Raw genomic sequence first — 16,871 nt, forward strand, 5'->3', positions numbered from 1 at the left:
CCCGGGGTGCTCATCACGACGGACCGGCTCGTGCTGCGCAGATTCCGGCTGGAGGACGCGGCGGCGCTGGCGGCCTACCGGTCGATCCCGGAGGTGGCGCGCTATCAGTCCTGGTCGACGCCGTACTCGCTGGACAAGGCCCGCTACGCGGTCCAGACGATGGTCGCGGCCGACCCGACGATGCCCGGCTGGTTCCAGTACGCCGTCGAACTCCCCGATGGTCCTGGCGGTGGTCTCGGCGGTGGTGTTGCCGGCGGTCTCAGCGGCGATTTCGCCGGCGGTCTCGCCGGCGGGGGGAAGCTCATCGGCGATGTGGGCGTCAATCTGGCCGACAACCTGATGCAGGCCGAGATCGGCTACACGCTCCGGCCGGACCAGCAGGGCCACGGGTACGCGACCGAGTCGGTCCGCGCGGTGCTCGACCACCTCTTCCGCGTGCAACGGCTGCACCGGGTGTCGGCGGAATGCGACGCCCGGAACGTGCGGTCCGCGCGGCTGCTGGAACGGGTCGGCTTCACCCGGGAGGGACTGCGCCGGCAGCACACCTGGATCAAGCACGAGTGGACGGACGACTTGCTGTACGGCCTCCTCGCGGAGGAGTGGCCGACGCCGCACTGATCCCGTCCGGGGCGGTTCGCGCCATCCCCGTCGGGGCTTCTCGGCCGCTTTCCGAATGACCGGTCCGGCGGAAGTAGCTCGCCAGGCGGGGATAACGGCGTTCCTGCTCGGCCCGGTCGCCGAAATCCCAGATCGCGTCCGAGGGTTGCGGAGAGGAACGGCACACGGCGGGGCGTGATTCCGCCGTGCCTTCCGTCAGCGCGGCGCGTGCCTCCAGTTCCTCGTCGAGCTTGCCCTCCACGCCGGTGACCTGGGCATGGGCGTGGTCCGCCACGTAGTCCAGCGACTCCCATTCCAGCCACTCCTCATCGCCCCACTCGCCGGTCCTGCGGCCGGCAAGTGCGCGCACGGCGGGAACCTCGGCAAGCTCGTCGGGATCGCCGGCGACCCGGGCGAAGGTTTCCCGGCCCAGACCGATCAGCCAGCACTGGAAGTACCAGAAGCCGTCGTCGGAACAGAACCCATCGAGGATCAAGCTGGCCGCGCCCCACATGTGGAAGCTGTCGACCAGGTCGCGCAGCCCGTCCAGATGCCACTGGAAGTCCGCGATGTCGCCGGCGGACCGATCGGAGAGCCGCTCCTCGAGCCAGGCCGTCCGCTCGGCTCGGGTGGCCGTCTGCCGGCCGCTCTCTTCGATGAGTGCCCAGAAGTCGTCGATCTGCATGCCGGAACCCTGGCAGACCGGTACGACACTTTCCGCGCCGCCGCGCGTCGTGCGGGCTTTGTCCACAGGCGCCGCTGACCACACCCCGGCGGGCCTCGCCGGGCGCTATGGTGCGAGGGTTCCATCAGCACGCTGACCTCGGCAAAGGAGCCGATCATGACCGTCCGCCTCAACCCGTACATCGCCTTCACCGACGGCAACGCCCGGGAGGCGATGGAGTTCTACCACTCCGTCTTCGGAGGCACTCTGTCGTTGACCACGTTCGGCGAGTTCGGCGCTCCGGACCCCGCCATCGCCGACAAGGTCATGCACGCCATGCTCGAGACCGGCGACGGCCTCGCGCTCATGGCCTCCGACCCACCGCCGGACATGGCGGTGAGCGCGGGCAGCAGCATCTCCATCAGCCTCAGCGGCGACGACGCCGAGCGGCTTCGGGGCTACTGGGCCGAGCTCACCGACGGCGGCACGGTGGTGGTGCCGCTGGAGAAGCAGATGTGGGGCGACGAGTTCGGCACGTGCCGCGACAGGTTCGGCGTCGAATGGATGGTGAACATCGGCTCACCGCAGGCGTGAGGAGGGCCGCGTCCGGCAAGCGGTGACGGGCGGGGAACGGGTGTCGGGGCGGGCGCGGGCCAGGGCGGACGTGAGAGAGGGCGCGGTCTGGGGCTGTGCCGCCGGTCTGGCGGTCGTGGGTCCGCTTGCGTGCCCGGCCCGGTGCCTGCCCGGCCCGGTGCCTGCGCGGCCGGCGGCCCATCGCGGGCCGCTCGCCCGCGCGGCCGCTCGCCCGCGCGGCAGCTCGCCCGCGCGGCAGCTCGCCTGCCAGTCCGGCCACCTGCGACAGCAAAGCGGGCGCCCCCCGAAGGAGACGCCCGCCGAGAGCCGATCCCTCAGCCCTCGTACCGCAACCAGACCGCCCCCAACGGCGGCACCCGCAGCGAGGCCGAAGCGTTCAACCCGTGCCAAGGCAACGCCTCCGCATGGACCTCACCCAGGTTCCCCACCCCGGACCCGCCGTACAGCGAGCTGTCCGTGTTGATGACCTCGCGCCACACTCCGGCCCGCGGCAGGCCGATGCGGTAGCCCTCGTGCGGGACCGCCGCGAAGTTCACCACGCAGGCCAGTGTGTCCCCGTTGGGCGCGAACCGCAGGAACGAGAACGTGTTGTGCTGCGAGTCCTCGGACGTGATCCAGCGGAAGCCGCTGGGGTTCGTGTCCTGGGTCCAGATGGCCGGCGTCTCGCGGTAGGTGCGGTTGAGGTCCTTGATGAGGCGGTGGATGCCGCCGCCGCGGTTCTCGTCGGCGAGGAGGTTCCAGTCGAGGCCTCGTTCCTCGCTCCACTCGCGTTCGTCGCCCATCTCGGCGCCCATGAAGAGCAGCTGCTTGCCGGTGAAGGCCCACATGAAGCCGAGCAGCGCTCGGGTGTTCGCCAGCTTCTGCCACTGGTCGCCGGGCATCTTGCCGGTGAGCGAGCCCTTGCCGTGCACGACCTCGTCGTGGCTGATCGGCAGGATGTAGTTCTCGCTCCAGGCGTACACGGTGGCGAAGGTCATCTGGTGGTGGTGCCACTGGCGGTAGATGGGCTCCTTCTCCATGTACGACAGGGTGTCGTTCATCCAGCCCATGTTCCATTTGAAGCCGAAGCCCAGCCCGCCGAGGTGGGTGGGGCGGGTGACGCCCGGCCACGCCGTGGACTCCTCGGCGATCGTCACGACGCCGGGGTTGTTCTTGTAGACCGTCGCGTTCATCTCCTGCAGGAAGCTGATCGCGTCGAGGTTCTCGCGGCCGCCGTACTGGTTGGGCGTCCACTCGCCGTCCTTGCGGGAGTAGTCGAGGTACAGCATCGACGCGACGGCGTCGACCCGCAGGCCGTCGGCGTGGAATTCCTCGCACCAGTAGAGGGCGTTCGCCACGAGGAAGTTGCGGACCTCGCGGCGGCCGAAGTCGAAGACGTACGTGCCCCAGTCGGGGTGTTCGCCGCGGCGCCAGTCGCCGTGCTCGTAGAGCGGGGTGCCGTCGAAGCGGGCCAGGGCCCACTCGTCCTTGGGGAAGTGGGCCGGGACCCAGTCGAGGATCACGCCGATGCCGGCCTGGTGCAGCTTGTCGACCAGGTAGCGGAACTCGTCGGGGGTGCCGAAGCGGGACGTGGGCGCGTAGTAGCCGGTGACCTGGTAGCCCCAGGAGCCGCCGAACGGGTGCTCCATCACGGGCATCAGCTCGACGTGCGTGAAGCCCGCGTCGAGCACGTACTCGACGAGCTGCGACGCGAGCTCGGTGTACGAGAGCCCCGGCCGCCACGAGCCGAGATGCACCTCGTAGGCGCTCATGGGCTCCTGGTGCCATTCCCGCGTGGCCCGCGACGCCATCCAGTCGCCGTCCTGCCACTCGTACGCGGACTCGTAGACGACCGACGCCGTCGCCGGCGGCACCTCGGTGTGCTGGGCCAGCGGGTCCGCCTTCTCGCGCCACACGCCGTCGCGGCCGAGGATCTTGAACTTGTACTTGGTGCCGGCGGACGCGCCGGGGATGTACAGCTCCCAGACGCCGCTGCTGCCGAGCGAGCGCATCGGCCAGCCGTCGTACGGGCCCCAGCCGGCGAAGTCGCCGATGACCTGCACCCCGCGCGCGGACGGCGCCCACACCGCGAAGGCCACGCCGTCGCCGCGCGGGTGCGCGCCGAGCACCGTCCACAGCTTCTCGTGCCGGCCCTCGCCGATCAGGTGCAGGTCCAGCTCGCCCAGCGTGGGCAGGTGCCGGTACGGGTCGTCGCAGACGGTGCCGTCCACGTCGAGCCGGTAGTCGAGGACGGTCCCGGGCAGCTCCGCGGCGAAGATGCCGTCGGGGTGCACCTGGGTCATCTCCGTACGCTCGTCGCCGACCACCACCGCCACCGACTTCGCGCCCTTGCGCATCGTGCGCACGATCGTGCGGTCGCCGGCGGGGTGCGCGCCCAGCAGCGCATGCGGGTCGTGGGTGTCGCCGGAGATCACGGCGTGCATGAGCCGCTGGTCGCCGCCCCCGGCCGGGGTCGGCGCGGGTGTGGTCTGGCCGATCATGTGGATCTTCCTCCGCGGGGTGTCAGCCGACGAGCCGGGCGATGGACCGCAGCGGGATCCGCAGCCATCCGGGCCGGTGCCGGGCTTCGTATGCGGCCTCGTAGACCGCCTTGTCCAGCTCGTACGCCGCGAGCAGCGCGCCGTGGTCACGCGGGTCGGTGCCCGCGGCCGCCGCGTACCCGTCGCAGAACGAGGCGCGGTTGCGGTCGACCCATTCGCGGGCGCGCGCGGCCAGGTGCTCGTCGTCGCCCTGGTCGACGAGCAGCTGGTACGCGGCGTACTCGTAGCTGCGCAGCACGCCGGCGACGTCGCGCAGCGGCGAGTCCGGCAGCCGGCGCTCGTCCAGCGGCTGGCCGGGCTCGCCCTCGAAGTCGATGAGCAGCCAGGCCTGCGGGGTGCGCAGGACCTGGCCCAGGTGCAGGTCGCCGTGGACCCGCTGCACGGTCACCTGCTCGCCGGTGAGCTTGCGGAACCGCTCCTCGATCACGTGGACGTACTCGCGGAGCTCCGGCACGCTTGACGCGGCCGAGTTCAGGCGCGCCACCACCGCGTCGACCGGGAACGGCGACGGGCCGCTGCCCATCTCCTCGGCGAGGGTGCGGTGCACCGACGCGACGGCCTCGCCGAGCCGGTACGACTCGCCGGCGAAGTCGCCGCCCATCTCGTCGGCGCGCAGGTCCGGGTCGGCGAACAGGTCGCGCGCGCTGGCGGTGGCCATCGCCCAGCCCTCGGCGGAGTTGGCCGCGTACGCGGTGACCATGCCGAGCGGGCACGGCCCGCCCTCCGACGTGGTCTCGAACGAGCCGAGCAGCCGGGCCACGTGCGGGTTGCCGGCCCGGCCGAGGACCCGGTTGAGCTCGATGTCGGGGTTGATGCCGCAGTCCACCCGTCGGAAGATCTTGAGGATCGCCTGCTCCTCGAAGATCACGCTGGTGTTGCTCTGCTCGGCGTCGAAGACCCGCGGCCCGGCGTCCAGCGGCAGGGTGGCGTCCGGCTCCTTGGTGAAGACCACGTCGCCCTTGGTCTGCGACGTGTCGATGAGCCCGAGCAGGAAGCGGGCCGCCTCGGCGTCGTAGAGCGCGTCGTACCCGGTGCGGTCGTGGTCGGTGCCGATCGTGGCCACCGTGCTGTACTCCGAGATCGGCCCGTCGTTCCACGCGACGACCACCTGGTAGCGCTCGGTGCTGCCGTCCTCGTACGCGGCGTCGACGAGCATCAGGTCCATGTCGTCGCGCAGCGGGGTCACCGAGGACGGCTCGGCGGAGACCAGCGTGCGGCTGCGGCCCGCGTACCAGCGTTGCTGGGGGAGCCATTCGGCGAAGGGCAGCGTCATTGCTTCTCCTCGGACCCGCACAGCTGGAACCAGTAGAACCCGTGCCCCGGCAGGGTCAGCAGGTACGGCAGCTGACCGATGCGCGGGAAGTTCACGTGGCCGGTCAGCTCGACCGGGGTGTAGCCGTTCCAGTGCTGCAGGTTCAGCTCGATGGGCTGGGGGAAGCGCGAGAGGTTGTTGACGCAGAGCACCACGTCGTCCCCGGCCTCGCGCAGGTACGCCAGCACCGACGGGTTGGAGCCGCCGAGCTCGCGGAACGTGCCGACGGCGAACGCCTCGTGCCGGCGCCGGACGGCCAGCATCGTGCGGGTCCAGTTGAGCAGCGACGTCGCGCTGTCGCGCTGGGCCTCCACGTTGACCGCCTGGTAGCCGTACACCGGGTCCTGGTTGGCCGGCAGGTAGAGCCGGCCCGGGTTGGCGGTGGAGAAGCCCGCGTTGCGGTCCGGCGTCCACTGCATCGGGGTGCGCACGCCGTCGCGGTCACCGAGCCAGATGTTGTCGCCCATGCCGATCTCGTCGCCGTAGTACAGCACCGGCGAGCCGGGCAGCGACAGCAGCATGGCGGTGAACAGTTCCATCTGGTTGCGGTCGTTCTCCAGCAGCGGGGCCAGCCGGCGGCGGATGCCCACGTTGGCCTTCATCCGCGGGTCCTTGGCGTACTCGCCGTACATGTAGTCGCGTTCTTCGTCCGTGACCATCTCGAGCGTGAGCTCGTCGTGGTTGCGCAGGAAGATGCCCCACTGCGCCATGTCGGGGATCGGCGGCGTCTGGGCCAGGATCTCCGAGATGGGGAAGCGCGACTCGCGGCGTACGGCCATGAAGATGCGCGGCATCAGCGGGAAGTGGAACGCCATGTGGCACTCGTCGCCACCGGTCTCGGAGTCGCCGAAGTACTCCACGACGTCCGCCGGCCACTGGTTCGCCTCGGCCAGCAGCACCCGGCCGGGGAACTCGTCGTCGATCACCTTGCGGCAGTGCTTGAGGAAGGCGTGCGTCTCGGGCAGGTTCTCGCAGTTGGTGCCCTCACGCTCGAACAGGTACGGCACCGCGTCCAGGCGGAAGCCGTCGATGCCGAGGTCCAGCCAGAAGCGCAGGACGTCGAGCATCGCCTCCTGGACCTTGGGGTTGTCGTAGTTCAGGTCCGGCTGGTGGCTGAAGAATCGGTGCCAGTAGAACTGCCGGCGCACCGGGTCGAACGTCCAGTTCGACTCCTCGGTGTCGATGAAGATGATCCGCGCGTCGGAGTACTTCTCGCTGGTGTCGCTCCAGACGTAGAAGTCGCCGTACGGGCCGTCGGGGTCGCGCCGCGACTCCTGGAACCAGGCGTGCGAGTCCGAGGTGTGGTTCATGACCAGGTCGGTGATGACCCGGATGCCGCGTTTGTGCGCCGCGTCGAGCAGGGCCACGAAGTCCTCGACCGTTCCGAAGTCCGGCAGGACCTTGTAGAAGTCGCGGATGTCGTAGCCGCCGTCGCGCAGCGGCGAGTCGTAGAACGGCGGCAGCCAGAGGCAGTCGACGCCGAGCCACTGCAGGTAGTCCAGCCGCTCGATCAGGCCCCGCAGGTCGCCGGAGCCGTCCGCGCTGGAGTCGTAGAACGCCCGGACCAGCACCTCGTAGAAGACGGCGCGCTTGAACCAGGTCCGGTCCGCGGGCAGCACACGGGCGTGCCCGAAGTCGTCGGCGGTGGGATGCTCCACCACGCCGTCCTCGACGTGACTGCCCTCCGCGGGATCGTGCTCGACGCTCTCGCCGAGGTTGTTCGTCAGGTCCATCAGACGTTCACCTACCCCACCCCGCAGGAACTGAATCGCGTGCGCCGTCAGCGGCGCGGGTGCACCACGAAGATGTGCGCCGGCTCGACGTACGGGTCGATCCGGACCGCGTTGTGCTGCCCCCACTCGTACGATGCACCGCTGATCTGGTCCACCACGTCGAAACGTTCGTGCCAGTCCATCCCCAGCGCGGGCATGTCGAGTGTGGTGTTGCCCCACTGCACGTTCGCCGAGTCGAACGAGCAGATGACCAGAACGGTGTTGCCCGTCTCCGGATCGCGCTTCGACCAGCACAGCAGCTCGCCGTTGTCGATCTCGTGGAACTCGGTGTTGCGCAGCCACTGCAGCGCCGGGTTCTCCCGCCGGATGGCGTTCAGGCGGGTGATGTACGGCGCGAGCGACCGTCCCGCCCGTTCGGCGGCGGCCCAGTCGCGCGGCTTGAGCTCGAACTTCTCGTTGTCGATGTACTCCTCGGAGCCCGGCCGCGGCTGGTGTTCGAAGAGCTCCAGCCCGGAGTACATGCCCCAGGACGGCGAGAGCATGCTCGCCAGCACCGTGCGGATCTTGAACATCGGCGGGTCGCCGTGCCAGAGGTGCTCCGGCAGGATGTCCGGCGTGTTCGGCCAGAAGTTCGGGCGCATCCAGTCGATCGAGGACTTGAGCTGGTTCACGTACTCGCGCATCTCCCACGCGGTCGTGCGCCAGGTGAAGTACGTGTACGACTGGGTGAAACCGATCTTGCCGAGCCCGTTCATCATCGCCGGGCGGGTGAACGCCTCGGCGAGGAACAGCACGTCCGGGTCGACCGCCTTGACCTTGGCGATGCACCACTGCCAGAAGTTCAGCGCCTTGGTGTGCGGGTTGTCCACGCGGAAGATCTTCACGCCCTGCTCGACCCAGTGCAGGACGACGCGCAGCACCTCCTCGCGCAGCCCCTTCGGGTCGTTGTCCCAGTTCAGCGGGTAGATGTCCTGGTACTTCTTGGGCGGGTTCTCGGCGTAGGCGATGGTGCCGTCGGCGCGGGTGGTGAACCACTCCGGGTGCTCGCGGACCCACGGGTGGTCGGGCGCGGCCTGCAGCGCGAGGTCCATGGCGACCTCGAGGCCGTGCTCGTTCGCCGTACGGATGAAGGCCCGGAAGTCCTCCAGCGTGCCCAGCTGCGGGTGGATCGCGTCGTGACCGCCCTCGTCGGAGCCGATCGCCCAGGGCGAGCCGACGTCCTCGGGGCGGGCCACCAGGGTGTTGTTGCGGCCCTTGCGGTTGATCTTGCCGATGGGGTGGATCGGCGGCAGGTACAGCACGTCGAAGCCCATCGCGGCGACGGCCGGGATGCGCTTCGCGGCGGTCTCGAAGGTGCCGTGCTTGACCGGGGTCGCGTCCGGGCCGATCTCGGCGCCCTCCGAGCGCGGGAAGAACTCGTACCAGGACGAGAACAGGGCGCGCTTGCGGTCGACCCAGATCGAGTAGGACCGGGTCGTGGTGACGAGCTGGCGCACCGGGTTGTGCCAGATCAGCGGCTTCAGGTCGAGCGCGGGGGAGACCCGCGAGAACAGCGACCGGTTGTCGTCGCGCAACGCGGCGGCGGCCGCGCGCACCCGGTCCTCGTCGTCCTGCGGCACGATCTTCGCCGCCAGGTCCAGCACCTCGGCGCCCTCGGCCAGGTCGTTGGCGAGGTCCTCCAGGCCCTGCCCGGCGCCGATCTTCTTGGTGACGGCGTTGTGCCAGGTGAGATACGGGTCGTCGAACGCCTCGACGGTGAACGTCCAGCGGCCCACCCGGTCGGGCTTGATCACGCCGTGCCACTGGTCCAGGCCGGGCTCGCCGGGGTCGAGGCGGGTGAACGGCTCGGTCTCGCCGTCGGGACCCTGCCATACCACGTTCACGCCGAGCGCGTGGTGGCCTTCCCGATAGGACACCGCGGAAATCGGCACGAGCTCGCCCACCACCGCCTTCGCGGGGTAGCGGCCGCAGGACACGGACGGCGTCACGTCTTCGATGGGAAAGCGACCGGTCATGATCTCCACCGTAGTCAGGTAGCGCGGGGGCGGGCTGGCGACGGGCGAAATGCAGCGGCCGTCCTCGCCAGTTTCTCCGCAATGGAGGAACCGCAAACGGCCTTGCACCCGGTGCCTCACAACCTACCGGAGGGGCTTCACGCGTACCCGTCGAGGCGCGCCTTTGCCCCACCCAGAAATCCGGTCAGATCATCGCCGTGCCAGACGCGGGCCGGCTCGGGATCGCGGGCGACCGCCGCGGCGATCCCGGCGACGGGCAGCGAACCGGGAACGGCCGCCGCGGCGAGCACGACGTTGCCCGCCTTTCGCCCGCGCAGCAGCCCCGGCGGGGCGATCATCGCGACGTCGCCGAACGCCGCCCGCACCGTCGCCGCCTGGATGCGCGAGTAGGCCAGCGGCGGCACGTCCGTCAGGTTCATCGCGAGCACGCCGCCGGGCCGCAGCAGCCGCGCCGCCGCCCGCGCGAAGCCCACCCCGGCCACGCTCGCCGGCATCGCCGCGCCCTCGAACACGTCGGTGACCACGACGTCGTAACTCCGCGGATCGCCGGCCTCCACGAACTCCCGCGCGTCGGCCACCTCCACACCGACGGACGAAGGCCACGGCAGGTGCTTGGCCACCACCGCCAGCAACAACGGATCGCGCTCCACCACCGTCTGTGACGAGCCGGGCCGCGTCGCGGAGACCCAGCGGGGCAGCGTCAGCCCGCCGCCACCCAGATGCAGAACCCGCAACGGTACGGCCGCAGGAGCGCACAACCGCAGCACCGTGGCCAGCCGGCGCACGTATTCGAAGGCCAGCACCGTGGGATCGCCGAGATCGACATACGACTGCGGCACCCCGTCCACGCACACGGTCCAGCCCTGCCTCCGGGCGGGATCCGGCTCGAGCGTCGCCGTCCCCGAGCTGACCCGCGCGAAGATCGTTGCCCGTCGGTTGCCGTGCGGTGCCATCCGGGGCAGGCTACTCAGGGCCCGCGGCGCCGCGCCGAGTGGTAGCGGTGACGCACCCCAGGCAGGGGCGCACCGAGCCCTGGGGGAACAACATGGCGGGTCCGTCGACCGCGCTGTCGCCCGTCATCGCCGCCAGCACGCACTGGCTCGTGCGCGCGTACCCCTGCACCGGGCCCGACCCCGTGGCCGTGACCCTCAACGAGCTGCAGGCCCGGCAGGCCGTCACGGTCGCCGCCTGGCTGCGCTACCCGACCCCGGTCGACGCCGAGCTCGTCGCGATGGCCGGCCCGGGCGGCTCGGCGGTGCTGGACTGGCGTACCGGCAGCGAGCCCGACGACGAGCTCGCCGAGGACGAGGGCTGGCGTACCTGGGTCGACGAGGTCGTGGTGAGCTGGGCCGCCTGTCTGCTCGCCGACCCGCTGCTCGCGGCCCGCGCCGTCGACGCGGTGGCCGCGGCCGTCCCGGCGGTGCGCGACCCGGCCGACGACCGTCCCCGCCCGCGCCGCGGCCCCGGCGACCTGCCGGCGCAGTTCCGCCGCCTGACCGACCCGGACCAGCGCGAACGCGCCGCCGCGGTGCTGCTGCGTCACCCGGACCTGCTGGACCCGGTGGCGGAGCTGCACCGCGACGACCTCGTCTACCTGCTTCCCGGCGTCGTGGCCTGAGCCTCAGTCGCCGTCGCGGCCCTGCTCGGCCGGGGTGGAGCTGACCTTGTCGTTCCACGCCGCCTTCGCGCCCGAGTCGCCGATGCGGTACGTGTCGTACGCGGCGAACCCGCCGATGAGCACGGCCAGGACGGTCACGACCCTGGTGACGGTCAGCGACAAGGGGGCCAGATAGGTGCGCCGCCGCGTGGCGGTCGCGACGCCGCCGCCACCGGTCGCACCGAGGTGCTCGTCGCCGGACCCGGCCACCGAAGCCTCGCGGTGCCGCCACCAGATCACCAGGGCCAGCAGCGCCACCGGGATCGCGGCGAAGATGGCGGTGTCGCCGAGCTCGGCGTGCTCGTGCAGCAGCTCCGTGCCGGGGAGCCGCTCCTCCAGCCACTCACCGGCGCTCGTCGTGAGCGGCACGAGGATGACGACGAGCACGGACAGGACGGCGTTCGGCCCGGCGAAGCGGCGTCGTGCCTGCGGCCAGGCGGCGGTCAGGACGAGCAGCAGGGCGGTCAGTGGCAGCAGTACCACGACGGCGTGCACGAGCAGGATGTGCGCCGGTAGTCCGTTGACGGTGCCCATGGGAGTCCTTCCGGAACGACAGAGGGGACGAACGCCGCAAAGGCTAGGGCAGTGAATCTTCGAATCCTCCAATTTCTCCCGGAGACGCTCGGGCCGTGCCCGCCTGCGAGAGTGACACCATGACCGACGCCGTTCCGGGCCCCGCGCGGGTGCTGGTGGTCGAGGACGACCGCGAGCTGGGCCCGCTGCTGGCCCGCCTGTTCCGCGGCGCCGGGTACGAGTCCGACCTCGCCCCCGACGGTCAGGCCGGGCTGCACCTGGCGCTGACCCGCCGGTACGACGCGATGATCGTGGACCGCGGCCTGCCCGCCATCGAGGGACTCGACCTGCTCGGGCGGCTGCGCCGCTCCGGCGTCACGGTTCCCGCGCTGGTGCTGACCGCGCTCGGCACGGTGGCCGACCGGGTGGCGGGGCTGGACAGCGGCGCCGAGGACTACCTCGTGAAGCCGTTCGAGGTCGACGAGCTCCTCGCCCGCGTACGGGTCCTGCTGCGCCGGCGCGCCGCGGCGGGGGACCGGCTGGCCGTCGGCGACGCCGAGTTCGACCTCATCTCCCGGACGGTGACCGGCCCGGACGGCTCGATGGTGGCGCTGTCCGGCCGGGAGAGCGATCTGCTGCGGCTGCTGGCCCGGCACCCGTCGCAGGCCTTCACCCGCGAGCAGATCGTCGCGCAGGTCTTTCCCGAGGCCACCAGCGTCACCCTCGTCGACACGTACGTGCACTACCTGCGGCGCAAACTCGGGGCAGCGGCGATCTCCACCGTCCGGGGCGTGGGCTACCGGCTCGGGCGCGTATGACGCCCGGACGCGCCCCCGCCGACCCGGATCACGTCCTGCTGCGCCGGGCCCGCCGGGTCATCGCGCTGCAGACCGCGGCCGCGATCACCGTGAGTCTCCTGGTCGTCGGCGTGCTCGCGCTGATCGTGGTGACCGGGAGCCAGAACGCCGCCGCGACGTCGCTGCTGCGCGACACCGCGGCGAGCGCGGACGACGTGCAGGACCCGCCGCCGGGAGTGTGGATCTTCAGGCAGGACGCCGCCGGCGCGGTGGAGGGCACCCGGGACGCGCCCGGCCGCCTGCCCGACCTGGGCGCGCTCGCCCGGGTCCGCGCGAGCGGTACGGCCGAGACCGGCGAGGTCGGCGGCCCCGAGGGCGGCTTCCTGGTCCTGACGACGCGGCGCGACGGCCGGGTGGTGCAGGTCGCCATGAGCCGGCACGAGCAGCACGACGAGCGCGAGCGGCTGATCGGCGCGCTCGCCGCCGGGGAACTGGTCGGCCTGCTCATCGCGGCGCTCTCGGCGACGCTGCTGGCGCGCCGCGCGACCGCCCCGCTCGCGGACGCCCTGGCCCGGCAGCGGCGGTTCGTCGCCGACGCCAGCCACGAGCTGCGCACTCCGCTCACCCAGCTGCACACCCGGGCTCAGCTGCTCCAGATGGACCTGAGAGCGGGGGAGAGCGGGGCGAGCGTCGCCGAGGACGTCGACCGGCTCGTCGCCGGCACCCGGCACCTCGGCGAGGTCGTCGAGGATCTGCTGCTCTCCACCCAGCTCAGCCGTCGCGACGACGCGCGCGTACCGGTCGACCTCGCGGCCGTCGCCGCGGACGTGGTCGCCGACCACGCCAACCGGGCCCGCGAGCACGACGTGGAGCTCACCCTCGTCCCCGCCGCCGAGGGGCCCACCGTGGTCCGCGGCCACCAGGCCGCCCTGCGGCGGGTGCTCACCGCCCTGGTCGACAACGCGCTGAGCCACACCCCGGGCGGCGGCCACGTGAGCGTGGAGCTGGGCCGGGAGCACGCCGTGGTCACCGTGGTGGTCAGGGACGACGGCACCGGCTTCGACCCGGCCGACACCGAACGGCTGTTCGCCCGCTTCGCCCGCGGCAGCCACGGCGACCAGCGCCGCTTCGGCCTGGGCCTGGCGCTGGCCCGCGAGGTGGTCACCGGGCACGGCGGCACGATCGGGGCGTGGGGCCGGCCCGGCGAGGGCGCGGCCTTCACGATCCGCCTCCCCGCCGGCTGACGAGGCGTACATCACGGTCGAAACAGGCAGGGAGGGACCTTCGGCACTCATCGCGGGACTTCCACGCCCATACGGTCGCCCGGGCGGTCGCGGATCCGGCTGCCCGTCCCCGCGACCGAAGGAGAACCTTGCTCACACCGTCGTCGGCAGCCGTCGTCACGTCGACCCTGCCCGCAGTGCGCAGCCATGCCGAGGCCGTCACCGGCGTCTTCTACAGCCGGATGTTCGCCGCCCACCCGGAGCTGCTGAACCTGTTCAACCGCGGCAACCAGGCGACCGGGAAGCAACGTCAAGCCCTGGCCGCCGCCGTCGTCGGGTACGCCGAGCACCTGACCGGCGGATCCACCGTGGCGTGGACCCCGATCTTCGAGCGGATCGCGCACAAGCACGCCTCGCTGGGGATCTCGCCGGCGCAGTACCCGATCGTCGGGCGGCACCTGCTGGCCGCCGTGGGGGAGGTCCTCGGCGACGCGGTCACCCCGGACGTGGCCCGCGCGTGGGACGAGGTGTACTGGCTGTTCGCCTGCGAGCTGGTCGCCCGGGAGGCACGGCTCTATCAGCACGCCGGCGTCGACGATCCGGCCGCGGTGTGGCGTACGTGGCGGGTGGCCGACCGGGTGGAGGAGACCGGCGACGTCGTCTCGCTCGTCCTCACCCCGGCCGACGGCGGCCCCGCCGGCCGGTTCGTCCCGGGCCAGTACGTCTCGGTGGTCGCGGAGCTCGGCGCCGGCGAGGGCCGGCAGATCCGGCAGTACAGCCTGTCCGGCCGCCCGGGCGCCGACACCTGGCAGATCACGGTCAAGCGGGTCCGGGCGCACGCCGGCGCACCGGCCGGCGTGGTCTCGTCGTTCCTGCACGACGAGGTCGCCGTCGGTGACGAGCTGCGGGTGAGCCCGCCGTTCGGCGACGTCAGCAGCGTGCCCGGCGACGACGGCCCGCTGGTGCTGGTCAGCGCCGGGATCGGGGTGACACCGGCCATGTCCGCGCTCGAGCACCTCGCCGAGCACGGCCCGCAACGGCCGGTCGTGCTCGTGCACGCCGACCGGGCCGGCTCCACCCACGCGCTGCGCCGGCACCTGCCGCGGCTCAGCCGGAGCCTGCCGGCGCTGCGCGTCGACCTCTGGTACGAGCACAGCGCCGGCACGGAGCCGGTCGCCGTCGACCGGGCGCGGGTGAACGCCGGCCGGGTCGACCCGGACGCCATCCCGCTGCCGTCGGGGGCGCACGTGCACCTGTGCGGCCCGCTGCCGTTTATGAACCTCGTCCGCAGCGGCCTGCTGCGCCGTGGGGTGCCGGGCGAGCGGATCGCGTACGAGGTCTTCGGCCCGGAGATGCTGCGCTCCTGACCCGCCGGCCGTCTGGCCGGGCTCAGGCGGGGCCGGGTGCTCGCCGGGCTCAGGCGGGGCCGGGTGCTCGCCGGGCTCAGGCGGGGCCGGGTGCTCGCCGGGCTCAGGCGAGCCGGGCGGGGAAGCCGCCGGTGGCGATCGGGCCCCACGACTCGATCGTCACCCGGATCAGCGACTTGCCCTGCTCGCGCATCGCCTGGCGGTACTCGTCCCAGTCCGGGTGCTCACCGGAGATCACCCGGAAGTACTCGACCAGCGGCTCCAGGGCCTCCGGCAGGTCCAGGACCTCGGCGACCCCGTCGACCTGCACCCACGCGCCGCCGAAGTCGTCGGAGAGCACGCACACGCTCACCCGCGGGTCGCGGCGGATGTTCGCGGCCTTCGCGCGCTCGGGGTACGTGGAGATGACGATGCGGCCCTCCGCGTCGACGCCGCAGGTGTTGGGCGACGACTGCGGGCGGCCGTCGCGGCGGGTGGTCATGAGGATCGCGTGGTGGCGCGGGCGCAGGAACTCGAGGAGCTCCTCGCGGCCGACCCGGGTGTTGGTGGCGATCGTGCGGGCCATGACGTTCAGCCCTCCCGGCCGGCGACGGCGGCGCCGGCGACGCCGGGCCGGTCCGCCCGCGTCTGCACCGCGCCCGGGTGGCCGGCGGCCTGCTCGGCGGTGACCGCCGCGCCGATGATGCCCGCGTTGTTGAGCAGGGCGGCCGGGACGATCGGGGTGCTGATCTCGAGCAGCGGCAGCCACTTGTCGGACTTCTTGCTGACCCCGCCGCCGACGACGAACAGCCGCGGCGACAGCAGCATCTCCACGTGGCGCAGATAGTCCTGGACCCGGCCGGCCCACTTCTCCCAGCTGAGGTCCTCCTGCTCGCGGGCGCGGTCGGAGGCGCGCAGTTCAGCGTCCTTGCCGTCGAGCTCGAGGTGGCCGAACTCGGTGTTGGGCACCAGCGTGCCGTCGAGGAACAGGGCGCTGCCGATGCCCGTACCGAAGGTCAGCATCATCACCAGGCCGCGCTGGTCGAGCCCGGCGCCGAAGGCGACCTCGGCGACGCCTGCGGCGTCGGCGTCGTTGAGCACGGAGACCGGCTTGCCCAGGCGGTCGGAGAACAGCCGGGCGGCGGGCGCGTCGACCCAGGACTTGTCGACGTTCGCGGCCGTACGGGTCACGCCGTCCACCACCACGCCCGGGAACGTGATGCCGACCCGGTCGTAGTCGCCGAACTGCCCGGCCACCTCCGCGACCGCCTCGACCACGCTCGCCACGTCCGAGGGCTGCGGGGTCGGTACGCGGACCCGCTCCGCGAGCAATTCGCCTCGCACCGTGTCGACCGGTGCCCCTTTCACGCCCGACCCGCCGATGTCGATGCCGAGGATGGCCATCTTCTGCTCTCCGTCTCCGTGCGTTTAGCCGGGTGTTTACCCACGCGTACCCGTGGTCGAATCGTGCCATCGGCCGCCGTGCCGCTCGCGGCGGGTCTCGCCGGCCCCGGGTGTCGGGGTTCGTACCCCTTTCGGCTACCCACCGGTTCGAACACGGAACGTGACTCATACTTTCGGCTAGTCAATGATGGGCCGAGCGGCTAGCGTGAGGAGACAAGTGAACGGTCGCCGCGTGCGGGCACGGCTCTCTGCCCGCTGATGGAGGACCTCCCTCGAATGACTGCCACCGCACTCACCACGGGCACGCCGTCGTCTGCGAGCACGGACAGTGCCGCTGATCTTCTCGCCGCCATGGCCGCCGTCGCGCCGACGGACCCCCGTCGCGCCGCGCTGCGGGACCGGGCGATCGAGGCCTGGCTGCCGCTGGCCCGCCACCTCGCGCACCGCTACTCCGGCCGCGGCGAACCCACCGACGA

15 protein-coding genes and 1 pseudogene are annotated in these 16,871 nt (G+C 71.9%); 7 read left to right on the plus strand and 9 right to left on the minus strand.

What is annotated here, in order from left to right; genetic code table 11:
• The first annotated feature begins 6 nt into the window (after positions 1-6).
• Positions 7-618, plus strand: a complete 612-nt coding sequence (locus AB0K03_RS02445; RefSeq protein ID WP_364679322.1) for a GNAT family protein — start codon at positions 7-9, stop codon at positions 616-618.
• Here AB0K03_RS02445 and AB0K03_RS02450 read toward each other — a convergent pair.
• A complete protein-coding gene (locus AB0K03_RS02450; protein WP_364679325.1) occupies positions 551-1,282 on the minus strand; it encodes a DUF4240 domain-containing protein in 732 nt (243 codons plus the stop codon). The two genes, AB0K03_RS02445 and AB0K03_RS02450, sit on opposite strands and share 68 nt — an antisense overlap.
• Before the next feature lie 156 nt (positions 1,283-1,438).
• Between AB0K03_RS02450 and AB0K03_RS02455 the strand changes: the two genes are divergently transcribed.
• The gene (locus AB0K03_RS02455) at positions 1,439-1,855 is read left to right on the plus strand and encodes a VOC family protein (protein WP_364679327.1); all 417 of its coding nucleotides are present in this window, start codon (positions 1,439-1,441) and stop codon (positions 1,853-1,855) included.
• 314 nt (positions 1,856-2,169) lie between these two features.
• Here the strand turns inward: AB0K03_RS02455 and glgB are convergent, their stop codons facing one another.
• From glgB to AB0K03_RS02480, 5 genes are all read right to left on the minus strand, one after another.
• Positions 2,170-4,278 (minus strand): 1,4-alpha-glucan branching protein GlgB, encoded by a 2,109-nt coding sequence (gene glgB / locus AB0K03_RS02460; RefSeq protein WP_364679407.1) that lies wholly within the window; start codon positions 4,276-4,278, stop codon positions 2,170-2,172.
• Positions 4,279-4,357: 79 nt separating this feature from the next.
• Positions 4,358-5,668, minus strand: a complete 1,311-nt coding sequence (locus tag AB0K03_RS02465) for a maltokinase N-terminal cap-like domain-containing protein (protein ID WP_364679330.1) — start codon at positions 5,666-5,668, stop codon at positions 4,358-4,360.
• Positions 5,665-7,440, minus strand: coding sequence for a maltose alpha-D-glucosyltransferase (gene treS, locus AB0K03_RS02470; RefSeq protein ID WP_364679332.1), 1,776 nt, complete (start codon positions 7,438-7,440; stop codon positions 5,665-5,667). The genes AB0K03_RS02465 and treS overlap by 4 nt, the downstream gene beginning before the upstream one ends.
• Positions 7,441-7,487: 47 nt before the next feature.
• The gene (locus tag AB0K03_RS02475) at positions 7,488-9,455 is read right to left on the minus strand and encodes an alpha-1,4-glucan--maltose-1-phosphate maltosyltransferase (protein ID WP_364679335.1); all 1,968 of its coding nucleotides are present in this window, start codon (positions 9,453-9,455) and stop codon (positions 7,488-7,490) included.
• 137 nt (positions 9,456-9,592) lie between these two features.
• The gene (locus AB0K03_RS02480; RefSeq protein WP_364679338.1) at positions 9,593-10,408 is read right to left on the minus strand and encodes a fused MFS/spermidine synthase; all 816 of its coding nucleotides are present in this window, start codon (positions 10,406-10,408) and stop codon (positions 9,593-9,595) included.
• 92 nt (positions 10,409-10,500) lie between these two features.
• Between AB0K03_RS02480 and AB0K03_RS02485 the strand changes: the two genes are divergently transcribed.
• On the plus strand, positions 10,501-11,073 hold the full coding sequence (locus AB0K03_RS02485) for a hypothetical protein (protein WP_364679341.1): 573 nt from the start codon (positions 10,501-10,503) through the stop codon (positions 11,071-11,073).
• Positions 11,074-11,076: 3 nt separating this feature from the next.
• Here AB0K03_RS02485 and AB0K03_RS02490 read toward each other — a convergent pair whose 3' ends face one another.
• Entirely contained in the window at positions 11,077-11,646 is a 570-nt protein-coding gene (locus tag AB0K03_RS02490; protein ID WP_364679344.1) for a DUF2231 domain-containing protein, read from the minus strand.
• Positions 11,647-11,765: 119 nt separating this feature from the next.
• Here AB0K03_RS02490 and AB0K03_RS02495 point away from each other — a divergent pair, with 119 nt between their 5' ends.
• From AB0K03_RS02495 to AB0K03_RS02505, 3 genes are all read left to right on the plus strand, one after another.
• The gene (locus tag AB0K03_RS02495) at positions 11,766-12,443 is read left to right on the plus strand and encodes a response regulator transcription factor (RefSeq protein ID WP_364679346.1); all 678 of its coding nucleotides are present in this window, start codon (positions 11,766-11,768) and stop codon (positions 12,441-12,443) included.
• The gene (locus tag AB0K03_RS02500; protein ID WP_364679349.1) at positions 12,440-13,666 is read left to right on the plus strand and encodes a HAMP domain-containing sensor histidine kinase; all 1,227 of its coding nucleotides are present in this window, start codon (positions 12,440-12,442) and stop codon (positions 13,664-13,666) included. Before AB0K03_RS02495 ends, AB0K03_RS02500 begins: the two co-directional genes overlap by 4 nt.
• 128 nt (positions 13,667-13,794) lie before the next feature.
• Positions 13,795-15,012, plus strand: a complete 1,218-nt coding sequence (locus AB0K03_RS02505; protein ID WP_364679352.1) for a globin domain-containing protein — start codon at positions 13,795-13,797, stop codon at positions 15,010-15,012.
• A gap of 103 nt (positions 15,013-15,115) precedes the next feature.
• Here the strand turns inward: AB0K03_RS02505 and AB0K03_RS02510 are convergent, their stop codons facing one another.
• Entirely contained in the window at positions 15,116-15,577 is a 462-nt protein-coding gene (locus tag AB0K03_RS02510) for a PPOX class F420-dependent oxidoreductase (RefSeq protein WP_364679355.1), read from the minus strand.
• A 5-nt stretch (positions 15,578-15,582) separates the two neighbouring features.
• Entirely contained in the window at positions 15,583-16,395 is an 813-nt protein-coding gene (ppgK, locus tag AB0K03_RS02515; protein WP_364679358.1) for a polyphosphate--glucose phosphotransferase, read from the minus strand.
• A 276-nt stretch (positions 16,396-16,671) separates the two neighbouring features.
• On the opposite strand from ppgK, the pseudogene AB0K03_RS02520 reads away from it, so the two are divergent.
• Positions 16,672-16,871 (plus strand): annotated as a pseudogene (locus tag AB0K03_RS02520) (RNA polymerase sigma factor SigF); the annotation flags it as partial.

The sequence above is a fragment of the Actinoplanes sp. NPDC049316 genome (assembly GCF_040677315.1).
GTDB lineage: Bacteria > Actinomycetota > Actinomycetes > Mycobacteriales > Micromonosporaceae > Actinoplanes.